Origin of the sequence: Pseudomonas sp. 65/3-MNA-CIBAN-0223, from assembly GCF_040310425.1 — a bacterium.
GTDB lineage: Bacteria > Pseudomonadota > Gammaproteobacteria > Pseudomonadales > Pseudomonadaceae > Aquipseudomonas > Aquipseudomonas gregormendelii.
The window spans coordinates 277,519-293,224 of sequence record NZ_JBEOPV010000007.1 but is presented as its reverse complement, the minus strand read 5'-3'; the positions used below and the strand labels follow the sequence as shown (position 1 = coordinate 293,224).

Annotated in this window: 13 protein-coding genes; 11 read left to right on the top strand and 2 right to left on the bottom strand. The window is 59.6% G+C overall.

What is annotated here, in order from left to right; genetic code table 11:
- The first annotated feature begins 3 nt into the window (after nt 1-3).
- The 10 genes from folK to AAEZ09_RS10910 all read left to right on the top strand — a co-directional run bounded on the left by folK (nt 4) and on the right by AAEZ09_RS10910 (nt 12,437).
- Nucleotides 4-483: a 2-amino-4-hydroxy-6-hydroxymethyldihydropteridine diphosphokinase gene (gene folK / locus AAEZ09_RS10955; protein WP_350599486.1), complete on the top strand. Its 480-nt coding sequence runs from the start codon at nt 4-6 to the stop codon at nt 481-483.
- Between the two features lie 357 nt (nt 484-840).
- On the top strand, nt 841-1,641 hold the full coding sequence (gene panB, locus AAEZ09_RS10950; RefSeq protein WP_045059395.1) for a 3-methyl-2-oxobutanoate hydroxymethyltransferase: 801 nt from the start codon (nt 841-843) through the stop codon (nt 1,639-1,641).
- Nucleotides 1,638-2,498 carry a pantoate--beta-alanine ligase gene (panC, locus tag AAEZ09_RS10945; protein ID WP_045059394.1) on the top strand — a complete coding sequence of 287 codons (861 nt, stop codon included), beginning with the start codon at nt 1,638-1,640 and terminating at the stop codon, nt 2,496-2,498. The genes panB and panC overlap by 4 nt, the downstream gene beginning before the upstream one ends.
- 93 nt (nt 2,499-2,591) lie before the next feature.
- Entirely contained in the window at nt 2,592-2,972 is a 381-nt protein-coding gene (gene panD, locus AAEZ09_RS10940) for an aspartate 1-decarboxylase (RefSeq protein ID WP_003228271.1), read from the top strand.
- Nucleotides 2,973-3,202: 230 nt separating this feature from the next.
- Entirely contained in the window at nt 3,203-4,867 is a 1,665-nt protein-coding gene (gene pgi, locus AAEZ09_RS10935) for a glucose-6-phosphate isomerase (protein ID WP_122839035.1), read from the top strand.
- Between the two features lie 160 nt (nt 4,868-5,027).
- Nucleotides 5,028-6,965: an acetate--CoA ligase gene (gene acs / locus AAEZ09_RS10930; protein WP_350599485.1), complete on the top strand. Its 1,938-nt coding sequence runs from the start codon at nt 5,028-5,030 to the stop codon at nt 6,963-6,965.
- 98 nt (nt 6,966-7,063) lie between these two features.
- Nucleotides 7,064-7,936: an oxygenase MpaB family protein gene (locus AAEZ09_RS10925; protein WP_045059390.1), complete on the top strand. Its 873-nt coding sequence runs from the start codon at nt 7,064-7,066 to the stop codon at nt 7,934-7,936.
- 143 nt (nt 7,937-8,079) lie between these two features.
- Entirely contained in the window at nt 8,080-9,096 is a 1,017-nt protein-coding gene (locus AAEZ09_RS10920; RefSeq protein WP_350599483.1) for a class I SAM-dependent rRNA methyltransferase, read from the top strand.
- A gap of 93 nt (nt 9,097-9,189) precedes the next feature.
- Nucleotides 9,190-12,141 (top strand): DUF748 domain-containing protein, encoded by a 2,952-nt coding sequence (locus tag AAEZ09_RS10915; RefSeq protein ID WP_350599481.1) that lies wholly within the window; start codon nt 9,190-9,192, stop codon nt 12,139-12,141.
- Nucleotides 12,141-12,437 carry a DUF2845 domain-containing protein gene (locus tag AAEZ09_RS10910; RefSeq protein WP_502947576.1) on the top strand — a complete coding sequence of 99 codons (297 nt, stop codon included), beginning with the start codon at nt 12,141-12,143 and terminating at the stop codon, nt 12,435-12,437. Before AAEZ09_RS10915 ends, AAEZ09_RS10910 begins: the two co-directional genes overlap by 1 nt.
- A gap of 246 nt (nt 12,438-12,683) precedes the next feature.
- Here the strand turns inward: AAEZ09_RS10910 and AAEZ09_RS10905 are convergent, their stop codons facing one another.
- Complete coding sequence (locus AAEZ09_RS10905) at nt 12,684-13,040, bottom strand: BON domain-containing protein (protein ID WP_045059387.1); 357 nt, start codon at nt 13,038-13,040, stop codon at nt 12,684-12,686.
- A gap of 321 nt (nt 13,041-13,361) precedes the next feature.
- Nucleotides 13,362-13,781 (bottom strand): pilin, encoded by a 420-nt coding sequence (locus AAEZ09_RS10900; protein WP_350599479.1) that lies wholly within the window; start codon nt 13,779-13,781, stop codon nt 13,362-13,364.
- 225 nt (nt 13,782-14,006) lie between these two features.
- Between AAEZ09_RS10900 and pilB the strand changes: the two genes are divergently transcribed.
- Nucleotides 14,007-15,704, top strand: coding sequence for a type IV-A pilus assembly ATPase PilB (gene pilB, locus AAEZ09_RS10895; RefSeq protein WP_350599478.1), 1,698 nt, complete (start codon nt 14,007-14,009; stop codon nt 15,702-15,704).
- Nucleotides 15,705-15,706 lie beyond the last annotated feature (2 nt).

Here is a 15,706-nt window from a genome sequence, read left to right as displayed (position 1 = left end):
TTGATGGAACGCATCTACATCGGCATGGGCAGCAACCTGGCCGACCCCGCCGAACAACTGCGCAGCGCCGTCGAGGCGCTGGCGCAGTTGCCGCACAGCGAGCTGGCCGGAGTATCCGCGTTCTATCAAAGCGATTCGCTGTTACCAGGGCAACCGCGTTACACCAATGCGGTTGCCGCCCTCGACAGTACCCTCGAGCCGCTGGAACTGCTCGATGCCCTGCAAGCCATCGAGAACGGACAAGGCCGCCAGCGCCTGGAACGCTGGGGCCCGCGCACGCTGGATCTCGACATCCTGCTGTTTGGCGATCGCCTGATCGACCTGCCTCGCCTTAAAGTGCCTCACTACCAGATGCAGGAACGGGCCTTCGTTCTCTATCCACTGGCCGAATTGGCACCGGCGGATTTGCGTTTGGCCAATGGTCGCAGCCTCAAGGACTTGCTTCTCGCCTGCCCGTTCGTCGGCCTGGAACGCCTCCCCTAAAATTGATACCCCCTTGTGGTAACGAGCCTGCTCGCGATAGCGGCCTGTCATCCAACATTGATGCTGGCTGATACACCGCTATCGCGAGCAGGCTCGCTCCCACATTGGTTTTGTCTGCATGTGCTGAATCGCATCAGTTACCCCGGTAACACCCCTGCCGTAACAACCCGGTAACACATGCAATTGACTTCCCGGGTTCTCCTCACGACTATAGGCGTCCCGCCGCCGTCAACACGGCGGTACAGGGCGCAATTCAGGCCATAAAAGCACGACAACAGACCGTGCGCCTGTATTCAACGAAGAATCACGCGCGTTACTCGCAGTAGTTTCCACAGCGCCTGAATGAGGAACCTTTTGATGCCAGCCATTACCCTGACCACCCTGCAAGGTCTCAAGCAAAAAGGTGAAAAAATCACCATGCTGACCTGCTATGACGCGACATTCGCCCACGCCTGCAATGAGGCCGGGGTTGAAGTGCTGCTGGTGGGCGATTCCCTCGGCATGGTCCTGCAAGGACACGACAGCACCCTGCCGGTCAGCACCGCAGAAATGGCTTACCACGTGGCCTGCGTCAAACGCGGCAATTCGGACGCATTGATCCTCGCCGACCTGCCGTTCATGGCCTACGCCACCACTGAACAAGCCATGACCAACAGCGCCCTGTTGATGCAGGCCGGTGCGCATATGGTCAAGGTCGAAGGCGCATTGTGGCTCGCGGATTCGATTCGCCTGCTGGCTGAACGCGGTATTCCGGTGTGCGCGCACATGGGGTTGACGCCGCAGTCGGTGAACATGCTCGGCGGTTACAAGGTCCAGGGCCGGAGCGAAAATCAGGCGCGGCAGATGCGTGCCGACGCCATCTCCCTGGAACAGGCCGGCGCGGCCATGCTGCTGCTGGAATGCGTGCCGAGCGAGCTGGCCGAGGAAATCACCCACGCCGTGAAAATCCCGGTGATCGGCATCGGCGCAGGTCACGCGACCGACGGCCAGGTATTGGTGCTGCACGACATGCTGGGCCTGTCCATCACCGGGCGCGTGCCCAAGTTCGTGAAGAACTTCATGACCGGACAACCGAGCATCCAGGCGGCCTTGAGCGCCTACGTGGCTGAAGTCAAAGCGGCGACTTTCCCAGGCATCGAACACGGATTCTCTGCATGAACACCGTAAAAACCGTACGCGAACTCCGGGCCGCCGTGGCGCGGGCCCGCAGTGAAGGCAAACGTATCGGCTTTGTGCCCACCATGGGCAACCTGCACAGCGGCCATGTCGCACTGGTGACCAAGGCCACCCAGCGGGTGGATTTTGTGGTCGCGAGCATTTTCGTCAATCCGCTGCAATTCGGCGCCGGCGAAGACCTCGACAAATACCCGCGCACCCTCGCTGCCGACCAGGAGAAACTGCTCCAGGCCGGCTGCCACCTGCTGTTCGCGCCGAGCGTCGAGGAAATGTACCCCGATGGCATGGCCGGGCAGACGCGGGTCAGTGTGCCGCAACTGTCCGAAGGCTTGTGTGGCGCCAGCCGCCCTGGGCATTTCGAAGGCGTGGCAACGGTCGTCAGCAAGCTGTTCAACATGGTTCAGCCGGACCTGGCGATCTTCGGCCAGAAAGACTTCCAGCAGCTGGCGGTGATCAAGTCACTGGTTCATGACCTGAATATGCCCATCCAGATCATCGGCGAGCCGACCGTGCGTGCGGCCGACGGCCTGGCATTGTCATCGCGTAACGGGTTCCTCAGTGAAGAACAGCGGGCCGTCGCGCCGATTGTGTATCGCACGCTGAGCGAGATCGCCGAGGCGATCAAGCAAGGGGATCGCGACTATCCGGGGCTGATCCACGCCAAGTTGCAGCAACTGCAAGCGGCCGGGCTGCGCCCTGATTACCTGGAAATTCGCCAGGGGCAAAACTTGCGTCCCGCTACTCCCGAGGATCGGGATGTGGTGATTCTGGTCGCAGCGTTCCTCGGCACAACCCGGTTGATCGACAACCTGCACTTGAACCTGGACGCGCCCGCCTAAGCACCGCGCTCCCCCTGGGAGCGGGTTTGCTCGCTCCCACATGGGATCTGCCTCAGCTTTCACTACCCAATTTCGACCCGGGATAACAAAAAAATGCACGCCATCATGCTCAAGGCCAAGCTGCATCGCGCCGAAGTCACCCACGCTGTTCTCGATTACGAAGGCTCTTGCGCCATCGACGGCGAATGGCTGGACCTGTCCGGCATCCGTGAGTACGAACAGATCCAGATCTACAACGTCGACAACGGCGAGCGCTTCACCACCTACGCGATCCGCGGGGAAGAAGGCTCGCGCATGATATCGGTCAATGGTGCCGCAGCGCACAAGGCCAAGGTCGGCGATCGCGTGATCATCTGCGCCTACGCCCATTACAGCGAAGCCGAGTTGCTCAACTTCAAGCCGCGCATGCTCTACATGGCACCAGGTAACGAACTGAGCCACACCAGCAACGCCATCCCGGTTCAGGTCGCCTGATCGAACCAGAAACACCTTTTCCTTCCGTTTGTCGGCTCGTCCCCAGTCTTCATGTATAAAAAAGTACCGGGGACGGGTCAGACAAAGTCAAGACAGATCGCAGCGCGAGGGTTACTGTATTCGCCCTGCGCCACGAAAACGTGACGACGCAGTTGACCGGACGCCCACCCGCAGCGATCCGGTATTTTTAGTGTTCAAAAGCCGTTCAAGTAAAAAGGAAACCCGCAGCGATGGCGTACTACCGCACTCCTCACGACGTGACCGCTCTGCCCGCCTGGCAAGCGTTGAATGATCACCGCCAAGCCATGCAGGATTTCAGCATGCGCGAAGCGTTTAATGCCGATCCGCAGCGCTTCACGCAATTCACCCTCAGCAGCTGCGGCCTGTTTCTCGACTATTCAAAGAATCTGATCAACGCCGAGACCCGCAACCTGCTGGTGGGCCTGGCCAATGAAGTCGACCTCAAGGGCGCGATCAAGTCGCTGTTCGAAGGCGAAATCGTCAACTCGTCCGAAGGGCGCCCTGCATTGCACACCGCCCTGCGTCGCCCCGTAGGCGACAAGTTGTCGGTCAACGGCGTCAATGTGATGCCGGAAGTACACAAGGTGTTGAACCAGATCACCGATCTCGTGGGCCGCATCCACGACGGTCTGTGGCGCGGTTACACCGAGAAGCCAATCACTGACGTGGTGAACATCGGCATCGGTGGCTCGTTCCTCGGCCCGGAGCTGGTGTCCGAAGCACTGTTGTCCTACGCCCAGAAAGGCGTGCGCTGCCATTACCTGGCGAACATCGACGGCAGCGAATTTCACGAACTGACCATGAAGCTGCGGGCCGAGACCACGCTGTTCATCGTCTCGTCCAAATCCTTCAATACCCTCGAGACCCTGAAGAACGCCCAGGCTGCACGCGCCTGGTACCTCGCCCAGGGTGGTTCGGAAGCCGAGCTGTATCGCCACTTCATCGCGGTTTCGAGCAACAACGCCGCTGCCGTGGCCTTTGGTATTCGCGAAGAAAACATCTTCCCGATGTGGGACTGGGTTGGCGGGCGTTACTCGCTGTGGTCGGCCATCGGCCTGCCGATCGCCCTCGCCATTGGCATGTCGAACTTCAAGGAACTGCTGTCTGGTGCCTACACCATGGACCAGCATTTCCAGAGCGCACCTTTCGAACAGAACATGCCGGTGCTGCTGGCATTGCTCGGCGTCTGGTACGGCAACTTCTGGGGCGCGCAGAGCCACGCGATCCTGCCGTACGACCACTACCTGCGCAACATCACCAAGCACTTGCAGCAGCTGGACATGGAATCCAATGGCAAGAGCGTCCGCCAGGATGGCACGCCCGTTAACACTGACACCGGGCCGGTCATCTGGGGCGGCGTTGGTTGCAACGGCCAGCACGCCTATCACCAGCTGCTGCACCAGGGCACTCAACTGATCCCGGCGGACTTCATCGTGCCGATCGTCAGCTTCAACCCGGTATCCGACCATCACCAGTGGCTGTACGCCAACTGCCTGTCCCAGAGCCAGGCACTGATGCTCGGCAAGACCCTCGCCGAAGCCGAAGCCGAACTGCGCGACAAAGGCGTGAGCGAAGAAGACGTACACAAGATCGCGCCGCACAAGGTGATCCCGGGCAATCGTCCGAGCAACACCCTCGTGGTAGAGCGCATCAGCCCGCGTCGTCTCGGCGCGCTGGTGGCGATGTACGAGCATAAAGTCTTCGTGCAGAGCGTGATCTGGGGCATCAACGCCTTTGACCAATGGGGTGTGGAGCTGGGCAAGGAGCTGGGCAAAGGCGTCTACAACCGTCTGGTTGGCAGCGAAGAAACGCCGGCTGACGATGCCTCTACACAAGGTCTGATCAACTACTTCCGCGGTCGTCACCGCGGTTAACCTGACGCCGTTCCTGCGGGGGTACTAACCTTGTAGGAGCTGCCGAAGGCTGCGATCTTTTGATTTTGCTTTTGAAGACCATAAGATCGCAGCCTTCGACAGCTCCTACGAGGGTCGCGCTGCTCCCCTCTTGTCGTGCAAACAAGAATAAGGAACCGTCATGTTCGATATCAGCACGTTCCCCAAAGCCGATGCCGTCCGCCGGGCTGCGAATCTCAGTCAAGACGACTATCAGCGCCTGTACCGCCAATCCATCGAACACCCCAGCACCTTCTGGGCAGAACAAGCGACACGCTTCCTCGACTGGAGTGCGCCATGGGAGACCGTGCAGCGCTACAACCTGAAAACCGGCGAAGCCAGCTGGTTTGCCGGGGGCCGGTTGAACGTCAGCTACAACTGCATCGATCGTCATCTGGCACAACGCGGCGATCAGGTCGCCATCATCTGGGAAGGCGACGACCCGGTCGACTCCATCCAGATCACCTACCGCAAGCTCCACCACCACGTCTGCCGCCTGGCCAATGTGCTCAAGAGCCGTGGCGTGAAGAAAGGCGATCGGGTGTGCATCTACATGCCAATGATTCCAGAAGCCGCCTACGCCATGCTCGCCTGCACGCGAATCGGCGCGGTGCACTCTGTGGTATTTGGCGGATTCTCCCCCGACTCCGTACGCGATCGCATCCTCGACGCTGATTGCCGTACGGTGATCACCGCCGATGAAGGGGTGCGCGGCGGCAAGGTCGTGCCGTTGAAAGCGAAAGTCGACAAGGCGCTGCAAAGTTGTCCTGACGTCAGCACGGTCATCGTCGTCGAGCGCACCCAGGGTGATGTTGAATGGGTTGAAGGGCGCGACCTGTGGTATCACCAGGCCGTGCGCGAGGTCAGCGACGATTGCCCGCCCGAGCCGATGGACGCCGAAGACCCGCTGTTCATCCTCTACACCTCCGGCAGCACCGGCAAACCCAAAGGCGTCCTGCACACCACCGGGGGCTATCTGCTGCAAGCGGCGATGACATTCAAATACGTGCTCGATTATCGCGACGAAGAAGTCTTCTGGTGCACCGCTGATGTCGGCTGGGTCACCGGCCACAGTTATATCGTCTACGGCCCGCTGGCCAATGGCGCGACCACGCTGATTTTCGAAGGTGTGCCGAGTTATCCCAGCAGTTCGCGCTTCTGGCAGGTGATCGATAAACACCAGGTCAATATCTTCTACACCGCACCCACCGCCCTGCGCTCGCTGATGCGTGAAGGCCCCGAACCCTTGAAGGAAACCTCCCGCGCGAGCCTCAGATTACTCGGCAGCGTCGGTGAGCCGATCAACCCGGAGGCGTGGGACTGGTATTTCAATACCGTGGGCGAACAGCGCTGCCCGATCGTTGATACCTGGTGGCAGACCGAGACCGGCGGCATCATGCTCAGCCCCCTGGTCAGCGCCCAGCGGATCAAGCCCGGCTGCGCCACTCAACCGATGTTTGGCGTGCAACCGGTATTGCTCGATGACACCGGCAAGGAAATCAAAGGCGCCGGCAGCGGGGTGCTGGCGATCAAGTCCAGCTGGCCGGCGCAGATCCGCAGCGTTTACGGCGATCCGCAGCGCATGGTCGATACCTACTTCAAGCCCTACCCCGGCTACTATTTCACCGGCGATGGCGCGCGGCGGGACGAGGATGGCGATTACTGGATCACCGGGCGCATCGACGACGTGATTAACGTGTCGGGCCATCGTATTGGCACCGCAGAAGTCGAGAGCGCCTTGGTGCTCCACGACAGCATTGCCGAAGCGGCAGTGGTCGGTTACCCGCACGACCTCAAGGGCCAGGGCATCTACGCCTTCGTCACGCCGATGAATGGCACCGAAGCCAATGATCAACTGAAGAAGGAACTGCTGGAGCATGTCAGCAAGGAAATCGGCAGCTTCGCCAAACCGGACCTGATCCAGTGGGCTCCGGCCTTGCCGAAAACCCGTTCAGGCAAGATCATGCGGCGTATCCTGCGCAAGATCGCCTGCAATGAGCTCGACAGCCTGGGCGACACTTCGACCCTGGCCGACCCGAGCGTGGTTGAGGATCTGGTGGATAAACGCCTGAACCAATAACGTATTGCCTGTTACCGCGCGTGGTGGGATCCGCCCTGTAGGAGCGAGCTTGCTCCTACAGTACGCGCACACACCCATTTATTTGCCTCAGAGTCACCATGGAATTCATCCGCACCCGCATCGAAACGCAGATCATGAGCCTCACGGGCCTGTCGCTTGGCACGCTCGACCTGGAGAACCCCAAGGGCGATCCTGGCTTGTTTGGCCCCGACTCGGTGAGCTGGCAGGTGCATGGCGACTTCAGCAGCATGTTGATCGGCGGTATCAGTGCACTCATGTTGCAAGCCCTGCATCCCCTGGCGCTGGCCGGAGTATGGGACCACTCAAATTTTCGTGAAGACATGCTGGGTCGATTGCGCCGCACGGGCCAATTCATCTCTGGCACTACTTTCGGCTCGCGAAAGGATGCCGACTGGCTGATCGAGAAGGTTCGCACCATCCATTTGCAGGTCACCGGCACGGCACCCGATGGACGGCCTTACGCCGCCAGCGATCCGTCTTTGCTGACATGGGTGCATGTGGCGGAAGTCAGCAACTTTCTTGCGGCGCATCTGCGTTACCGCAACCCACAGTTGTCGCTGGCCGATCAGGACCGTTACTACGCCGAGATCGCGCTGATCGCAGAACGCCTGGGTGCCCGGGATGTGCCCCGCTCCCGGCTGGAAATATCCCACTACCTGGAGAGTATTCGCCCGCAACTATTGTGCGATGAGCGCAGTCGCGAAGTGTTGCAGTTGCTGCTCAACGCCCCAGCTCCGAGCCGCCTGGCCAAGCCCTTTGGCGGCCTGATGATGCAGGCCGGAATTGACCTGCTGCCCGATTGGGCCAGTGACATGCTAGGCGTCAGTCAAAGCCCGCTGCAACGCAAGCTGATCCGCGCCAGCATCAATCGAAGTGCGCCGATGCTGCGCTGGGCCGTGCGTAATGGTTCGGTGCAGCGGGCAAAGCGGCGGATGGGATTGCTCAGCTAAAAGCATCGCGAGCAGGCTCGCTCCCACAGGGAAAAATAGTCAAAAATCCAACGTGGGAGTGAGCCTGCTCGCAATGGCAGCACCTCGGTTAACAGCCAAGCTGTTAAACTCCCGCGCCAAATTCCCTCTGCAAGGCGCACAGCATGTCTTCCTTGAATCAGGCGCTGCGCGCCGCCCTCGATCATCGCCAGGACCTGCTCGCCGAGCTGCATCAACAAGGCACCGATTGCTACCGCCTGTTCCACGGAAGCCAGGAAGGCGCCGGCGGCCTGACCATCGACCGCTATGGCCCGCAACTGCTGGTGCAAAGCTTCCACCAGTCGCTGGAACGCGAAGCCCTGCTTGGCCTGCACGCGACCATCAACCAGCACCTGGGCCTGGAGACGTTGCTGGTCTACAACGACCGCTCCCGGGGCAATTCGCGTATTGATCGCGAAGACACCGTCTACCGGGCCGACGAAGCAGCGCTGCAGGACCTGATCGGCCACGAGTGGGGCCTCAACTATCGAGTTCGCGGCCGTCATGCCGGACAGGATCCGCTGCTGTTCCTCGACCTGCGTAACACCCGCGGCTGGGTCAAGGCGCACAGCCAAGGCAAAAGCGTACTCAACCTGTTCGCCTACACCTGTGGCGTCGGCCTCAGCGCCGCAGCCGGCGGCGCGCGGGAGGTGTGCAACCTGGACTTCGCCGAGGGTAACCTGGCGGTCGGGCGCGAGAATGGTCTGCTTAACCCGCAACTGCCGACCATGGAATTCATCCAGTCCGATTATTTCCCGGCGATCCGCCAACTCGCCGGCCTGCCCATCAGCCAGCGTCGCGGCCACAAGCTTCCCGCTTACCTGCGCCTGGAGCAGCGTCAATACGACCTGGTGCTGCTCGACCCACCCGCTTGGGCCAAGAGCGCTTTCGGCACCGTCGACCTGCTGCGCGACTACCAGAGCCTGCTCAAGCCTGCGCTGCTGAGCACGGCTGATAACGGTGTGCTGATCTGCTGCAACAATCTGGCGAAAGTCAGCATGGAGGACTGGCGCGAACAGGTTTTGCGCTGCGCGCAGAAGGCCGGCCGACCGGTTCGCGAATGGACCGTAATGACCCCCGGGGCAGACTTTCCGTCGATGGATCAGCAGCCGCCGCTGAAGACCTTGATCCTGCAACTCTGAAATTCTTCGACACTTTCATAGAAATCCTGCAAAGCGCGACCACTTCGGAACCAGAATCGCGTGCCATACTCCAAGGCACTCCGATTCAGACAGATGAAGCCGCACATGCCCAAAGGATTGATCCGCGCCATTGGCGCCTTGTTGACTGCTCTGGCTCTCTACAGCCTGCTGGGGTTTCTGATTTTGCCGGGCATTGCGTTGCGGGTCGCCAATCAACAATTGGCCAATTACGCAACGGTGCCTGCGCACATCCAGCGCATCGAACTCAATCCGTTCAGCCTGGAATTAACGCTGTGGGGGCTGATCGTTGGCGAACCGGGCAAGGAGCAGGTCGGGTTCGAACGGCTCTACGCCAACCTGCAGATCGACAGCCTGTGGACCAAGGCGCTGCACCTGTCCGACATTGAGCTGAACAAACCCAAGAGCGAAATCCTGTTCGACAAGGAAGGCAAACTCAATCTGCTCGGTCTCTTCAAAATTCCCGCCAGCGAACCGGTCCCGTCGGATCCGGATGCAAAGCCGTTTCCGCTGCGAATTGAATGGATCAAACTGGCTGATGGCGTGGTGCATTTCAAAGATGCCCGACCCAGCGAACCTATCGAGTTTCTCTACGACAAACTCGACTTCGAACTGAAAAACCTCAGCACCCTGCCCGAAGACAGTGCCGACATGACGCTGGTGGCCGCCGGTCCCAACGGCGGGCAGATCGACTGGACAGGCAACTTCAGCCTCATCCCGATCGCCTCCGAAGGCAAACTGAAGATCACCGACGGCAGGATGAAGGCGTTCTGGCCTTATGTGCGCGATTCGGCACCCTTGGTGCTGGAAGACGGCGTCTACAGCCTGAGCACCGACTACAAGCTCAACCTGTCCAAGCAAACCGAGCTGCTGCTGAGTAACCTCGCGCTCAGTGTCTCCCCCTTCGCCATCAAGGCCCCGGACGGGCGGCAATTGGCAAAGCTGGAACGACTGGACGTCACTGAAACCACCATCGATCTGGCCAAACAACAGGTTGTCGTCGGCAAGATCCGCAGCAACAAACTGGAAACATGGGCCGCGCTGGAGTCCGATGGGCAACTCGACTGGCAAAAACTGTTCGCCAGCCAACCGTCCAAAGCGGCCGCCAAAGCCAAGGCCGAACCCGCCAGCACCCCGGCGGCCGCGGACTCGCCGAAACCCGAGCCGGCAGCGCCGGGCAAACCCTGGCAAGTGCTGCTCAAGGACGTGCAACTGCGCAATTACCAGGTGCATCTGGCGGACCGCAAGGCACAGCCCGCCGTAGAGCTGGACCTGAGCCCGCTGAACGTCGACCTGCAGAATTTCGACAGCCTCAATGGCGCGCCTTTCAACCTCAAGCTCGACACCGGCGTCGGCAAGCAAGGCAAGCTCACCGCAGACGGCGTGGTCAACCTGGCCCCGGTCACCGCCAATTTGAAGGTGCAGACCAAGGACATCGACCTGCGGGTCGCCCAGTCTTACATCAACCCGTTCATTCGCCTGGAACTGCGCAGCGGCATGCTGGGCAGTGATCTGGCGGTCGACCTGAAAAGCACCGAGCCGCTCGCATTCAGCGTCACCGGCCGCGCCCAAGTCGATCAACTGCATACCCTCGACACCCTCAAGACTCGCGACTTCCTCAAGTGGCAACAGGTGGTGGTCGAAGGCCTGAACTACCAGCATGGCGACAGCCTGTCGATCGACAAGGTCAACCTGTTCCAGCCGTACGTGCGTTTCATGATCAATGATGACCGCACCACCAACGTCGATGACCTGCTGATCCCGCAACCGGCCGATGCCAGCACCAGGGGGGCCACCGCGAAACCGGCCAGCAAGGACAAGCCGCTGGGCATCCATGTGGGCGGCATCGCCATCAATGATGGTTCGGCCAACTTTGCCGACTTCAGCCTGACCCCGAATTTCGCCACGGCCGTCCAGCAGCTCAACGGCGCCATCGGCACCATCGACAGCCGCCAGGCGAAACCCGCCAGCGTTGACGTCAAGGGCAAGGTCGATCGCTACGCGCCGGTGACCATCAAGGGTGCAGTCAACCCATTCGACCCGATGGCCAGCCTCGACATTGCCACCAGTTTCAAGCGGGTGGAACTGACCACGCTGACGCCCTACTCCGGGAAATTCGCCGGGTATCGCATTCGCAAGGGCCGGCTCAACCTCGACCTGCACTACATGATCACCAAAGGCCAGCTGAAGGCCGAAAACAAGGTGGTGGTCGAGCAACTGCAACTGGGCGAAAAAGTCGACAGCCCCGACGCCGTCAGTCTGCCCCTGAAACTGGCGATCGCCCTGCTCAAGGATGTCGACGGCAAGATTTCCATCGAGCTGCCGGTGACCGGCGATTTGAACAATCCGCAATTCAGCGTCATGCCGATTGTCTGGCAAACCCTGCGCAACCTGATCGTGAAAGCCGCTGCCGCGCCATTCAAGCTGATCGGCGGCCTGGTCAGCGGTGGCGGTTCCCAGGACCTGGGCACCGTCTCCTTTGCCCCAGGTTCCAGTGAGCTGAGCAAGGACGCCGAGGCCGCCCTGGTCAAGCTCTCGCAAGCCCTCAAGGAACGCCCGGCGCTACGTCTGGAAATTGAAGGCACTGCGGCCGCCAGCAGCGACGGCCCACTGATCGCCGAGCAACGGCTTGAGCGGGAATACCAGTACAACTACTACAAGATGCTCCAGCGTCGCGGCGACAAAGTACCGGCCAACGCCGGGTTGCTGCAGGTACCGGACAGCGAGAAAGGTCCGTTGCTGGAAGGCATCTACCGCACTCGCCTGAAGACCCAGCCGCCTGCCGAATGGAAAGACCTGGGCAAGGAAGAGCGCACTGCGAAGATGCGCGAGGCCGTGATCAGGTTCTGGAGTTCCAACGAAGTGCTGTTGCGTCAGCTTGGTCAGGATCGCGCCAGCAGCATCAAGGATTACCTGGTCGACAAGTGCCAACTGGCCGACGACCGTGTGTACTTCATCGACGCCACGCTCGGCGAACCGCAGAGCGACGGCCGAGTCATTACACCCCTGCACCTGGATGCCGAATGATGATCCGAATACACGTCCTTGGCCTGGCTCTGCTGGCATTCGCCGGGCAGGCCTGGGCAGCCGACACCCTGCGCTGCGGCAGCCAACTGATCAGCGTCGGCGACCGCACTGCAGAGGTTCTGCAAAAATGCGGCGAGCCGGTCGCCCGGGATTCGCTGGGCTACAAGCGCAGCGTGAACCGGCGCGAGGAGTATCAGGTAGAGGAATGGACCTACGGGCCGAACGGCGGGATGTATCAGTTCTTGCGATTTGAAGGTAATCGCCTGGTGCAGATCACCAGCAAACGCGGCCTGTAGAGGGCGTAGGGCGTAGGGCGTAGGAAGCTGTGTAGGAGCTGTCGAGTGAAACGAGGCTGCGATCTTTTCCTACCGACTCAATAGAAATCCTTTCCTCCCGACACAATAAAACAGGCCCCGACACGAATGCCGGGGCCTGTAATGGTCACATCCTTATGACCTTTCGCATGAACTCCAAAGCAGCAACAGACGTATAGCTCGGCCCGTCTGTCGCGCCTTCTCCCGGTCCAGGCGAGAAGCCTTGCCTTACTCGGCTTTCAGGCCATCAGCGGAGACCGCTTTGACGCCTTTGATTTTCTTGGCGATAGCTACGGCCATATCTTTCTGAGCGTCAGTCACAGCAACGGTGGACGACAGGGATACCACGCCTTTGTTGGTCTCGACTTTGATGTCGGTACCAGGAATGCCTTTTTCGGTAACCAGGTCAGCTTTGACTTTGGTGGTGATCCAGGTATCGGAAGTAGCTTCTTTGGCTTCGGTCATTTCACCAGCCGCCAGCACCATTGGTGCCTGGGTAGCCTGGGTAGTTTGTGCAAATGCGGAACCGGCCATGGTCAGGGTCAGCGCGGTAGCAGCAGCGGCAGTGATAGCGAACTTCTTCATACGAGTAACTCCTGTTTTTCTGGAAAGTCTGCTGCGTGTCTTGTCAGCAGGGTTACTGGGTATATTGCGAACGCTGTGCCAACTTTGAAACGAACAAAAAATCCTTATATATCAATGGCTTGGTATTTTGGACAATTTTCGAAATCATGCAAATTGCATGAGTTGGAATTTATCGACATGCAAGTTGCGGGTTTTGGCGTGGGCCTAAGGCCATGAATTGTGAGGTTTTTTTGAAGTCACCCGGAGCACGCGCAAAAAAATACCCCGCCTCTGTCACAGGGCGGGGTACTCGAAGAGCTATGTAGACAATGAAATCAAGACTTACGTATCCGCAACACCTGTGCAGCCTTTAGGCGCGTACTGCTGTTCGACCTTGGTAGCGCAAGTCCAACCAGTCGTAGCTGAGCGGGTCAGCGTGATCGTTTTACCTACGACAGGAGCAGGCGCATTGGCAATCGTGCACACAATACTACCGACGCCTGTACTGCCTGTTCCCGTCGAAGCTGTTACACAATTTGAGGTCGTGGCGTTGAACGCAGTATTCGTTGCAGCGATGTCGGTACCTTGATTCATCGAATCCTCAAAAGGCACCTTCAACGCGGAAATCTCCGCCAGACCTGCCGTCACTTTCGCCTTGGCCTGATACTTCGAATAAGCCGGAATGGCAAACGTCGCCAGAATCCCGATGATCGCCACCACGATCAACAGCTCGATCAGGGTAAAACCTTTTTGGTTATTCATAGAAAACTCCATGCATGAGTCGGAATCTCATGATCTGGATTATCTCCAGCACAGCCCATGCCAATTGCCTGCTCCCCAGCCGGCTTGGGCGCCGGATTCTGTCAGGCCCTTCCTAGGCCCTGGAAAACCGCACTAACTGACATTTTTTGTCACTTCTACAGCCATGGTTTGGCTCCGTCCCTTGACTAGGCTATAAGTCATGAACTGTCTGCGTCCGGTATCCCAATGAATGACATCGCTCTTAGCGGCCTGGCCAAACAATTGGTCCTGGCCGAGCTGTTGACTGAAAAAAGCGCGCAACAGGCGTATCAGCAGTCCCAAAGAAACCGCACCTCGCTGGTCAACCACCTGGTGCAGAACAAGCTGGTAAAGAGTCGGCTGGTCGCCGAAATCGCTTCCGAGCATTTCGGCATGGCCCTGTTCGATCTCAATGCCCTCGACAAGGAAGTCCTGCCCAAAGGGCTGGTCAGCGAGAAACTGGTTCGTCAGCACCATGTGCTGCCTCTGTGGCGACGCGGCAACAAGCTGTTCATCGGCATGTCCGACCCCAGCAATCACCAGGTCATCAATGACATCCAGTTCAGTACCGGGCTGACCACCGAAGCCATCCTGGTCGAGGATGACAAGCTCAGCGATGCCATCGACAAGCTCTTCGACACCCAGTCCACCGGGCTGGAAGACATGGCCGACGTCGACCTCGACGGCCTGGATATCGAATCTGCCGACGACAGCCAGGACTCCGTTGGCGGTCAGGATGCCGATGACGCGCCCGTGGTGCGCTTCGTTCACAAGATGCTGCTCGACGCGATCAAGAGCGGTTCTTCCGACCTGCACTTTGAGCCCTACGAAAAGAGCTACCGCGTGCGCATGCGCACCGACGGCATGCTGCGCGAAGTCGCCAAGCCGCCGATTCAACTGTCAGGGCGGATCGCCGCACGCCTGAAGGTCATGGCCAGTCTCGACATCTCCGAGCGCCGCAAACCCCAGGACGGGCGGATCAAGATGCGCCTGTCCAAGAGCAAGTCCATCGACTTCCGGGTCAACACCCTGCCGACCCTGTGGGGCGAAAAGGTGGTGATCCGGATCCTTGATCCCTCCAGCGCCCAGATGGGCATCGACGCCCTGGGTTACGAGCCGGTACAAAAAGACCTGTACATGGCCGCGCTGAAGCAGCCACAGGGCATGATCCTGGTCACCGGGCCCACGGGCTCGGGCAAGACCGTGTCGCTCTACACCGGGCTGAACATCCTCAACACCGTGGACATCAATATCTCCACCGCCGAGGACCCGGTGGAGATCAACATGGAAGGTATCAACCAGGTGAACGTCAATCCCCGGCAAGGCCTGGATTTCGCCCAGGCCCTGCGCTCCTTTCTGCGCCAGGACCCGGACGTGATCATGGTCGGCGAGATTCGCGACCTCGAGACCGCAGAAATTGCCATCAAGGCGGCTCAGACCGGACACCTGGTGTTGTCGACCCTGCACACCAACAGCGCGGCAGAAACCCTTACCCGCCTGCAGAACATGGGCGTACAGGGTTTCAATATTGCGACCTCGGTGAGCCTGATCATCGCCCAACGCCTGGCACGCAAACTGTGCAGCCATTGCAAGAAACCCATCGATATTCCCCGCGAAGCCTTGATCAAGGAAGGGTTTCCCGAGGACCGCATCGGCTCCTTCACCATCTATGAGCCGGTTGGCTGCGATCTGTGCAATGGCGGCTACAAGGGACGGGTGGGGATTTACGAAGTGGTCAAAAACACCCCGGCGCTGCAACACCTGATCATGGCCGAAGGCAACTCGCTGCAAATCGATATCCAGATGCGCAAGGACGGTTTTGATGACCTGCGTACTTCCGGTCTGCACAAGGCCATGCAGGGTATTACCAGCCTTGAAGAAATCAACCGGGTCACCAAGGACTGAAT

Coding starts and splice junctions, on each gene's coding strand:
- AAEZ09_RS10900 (WP_350599479.1), bottom strand. CDS start 13,781: ATGAATAACCAAAAAGGTTTTACCCTGATCGAGCTGTTGATCGTGGTG.
- AAEZ09_RS10925 (WP_045059390.1), top strand. CDS start 7,064: ATGGAATTCATCCGCACCCGCATCGAAACGCAGATCATGAGCCTCACG.
- panB (WP_045059395.1), top strand. CDS start 841: ATGCCAGCCATTACCCTGACCACCCTGCAAGGTCTCAAGCAAAAAGGT.
- pilB (WP_350599478.1), top strand. CDS start 14,007: ATGAATGACATCGCTCTTAGCGGCCTGGCCAAACAATTGGTCCTGGCC.
- folK (WP_350599486.1), top strand. CDS start 4: ATGGAACGCATCTACATCGGCATGGGCAGCAACCTGGCCGACCCCGCC.
- panC (WP_045059394.1), top strand. CDS start 1,638: ATGAACACCGTAAAAACCGTACGCGAACTCCGGGCCGCCGTGGCGCGG.
- acs (WP_350599485.1), top strand. CDS start 5,028: ATGTTCGATATCAGCACGTTCCCCAAAGCCGATGCCGTCCGCCGGGCT.
- AAEZ09_RS10920 (WP_350599483.1), top strand. CDS start 8,080: ATGTCTTCCTTGAATCAGGCGCTGCGCGCCGCCCTCGATCATCGCCAG.
- pgi (WP_122839035.1), top strand. CDS start 3,203: ATGGCGTACTACCGCACTCCTCACGACGTGACCGCTCTGCCCGCCTGG.
- AAEZ09_RS10905 (WP_045059387.1), bottom strand. CDS start 13,040: ATGAAGAAGTTCGCTATCACTGCCGCTGCTGCTACCGCGCTGACCCTG.
- panD (WP_003228271.1), top strand. CDS start 2,592: ATGCACGCCATCATGCTCAAGGCCAAGCTGCATCGCGCCGAAGTCACC.
- AAEZ09_RS10910 (WP_502947576.1), top strand. CDS start 12,141: ATGATCCGAATACACGTCCTTGGCCTGGCTCTGCTGGCATTCGCCGGG.
- AAEZ09_RS10915 (WP_350599481.1), top strand. CDS start 9,190: ATGAAGCCGCACATGCCCAAAGGATTGATCCGCGCCATTGGCGCCTTG.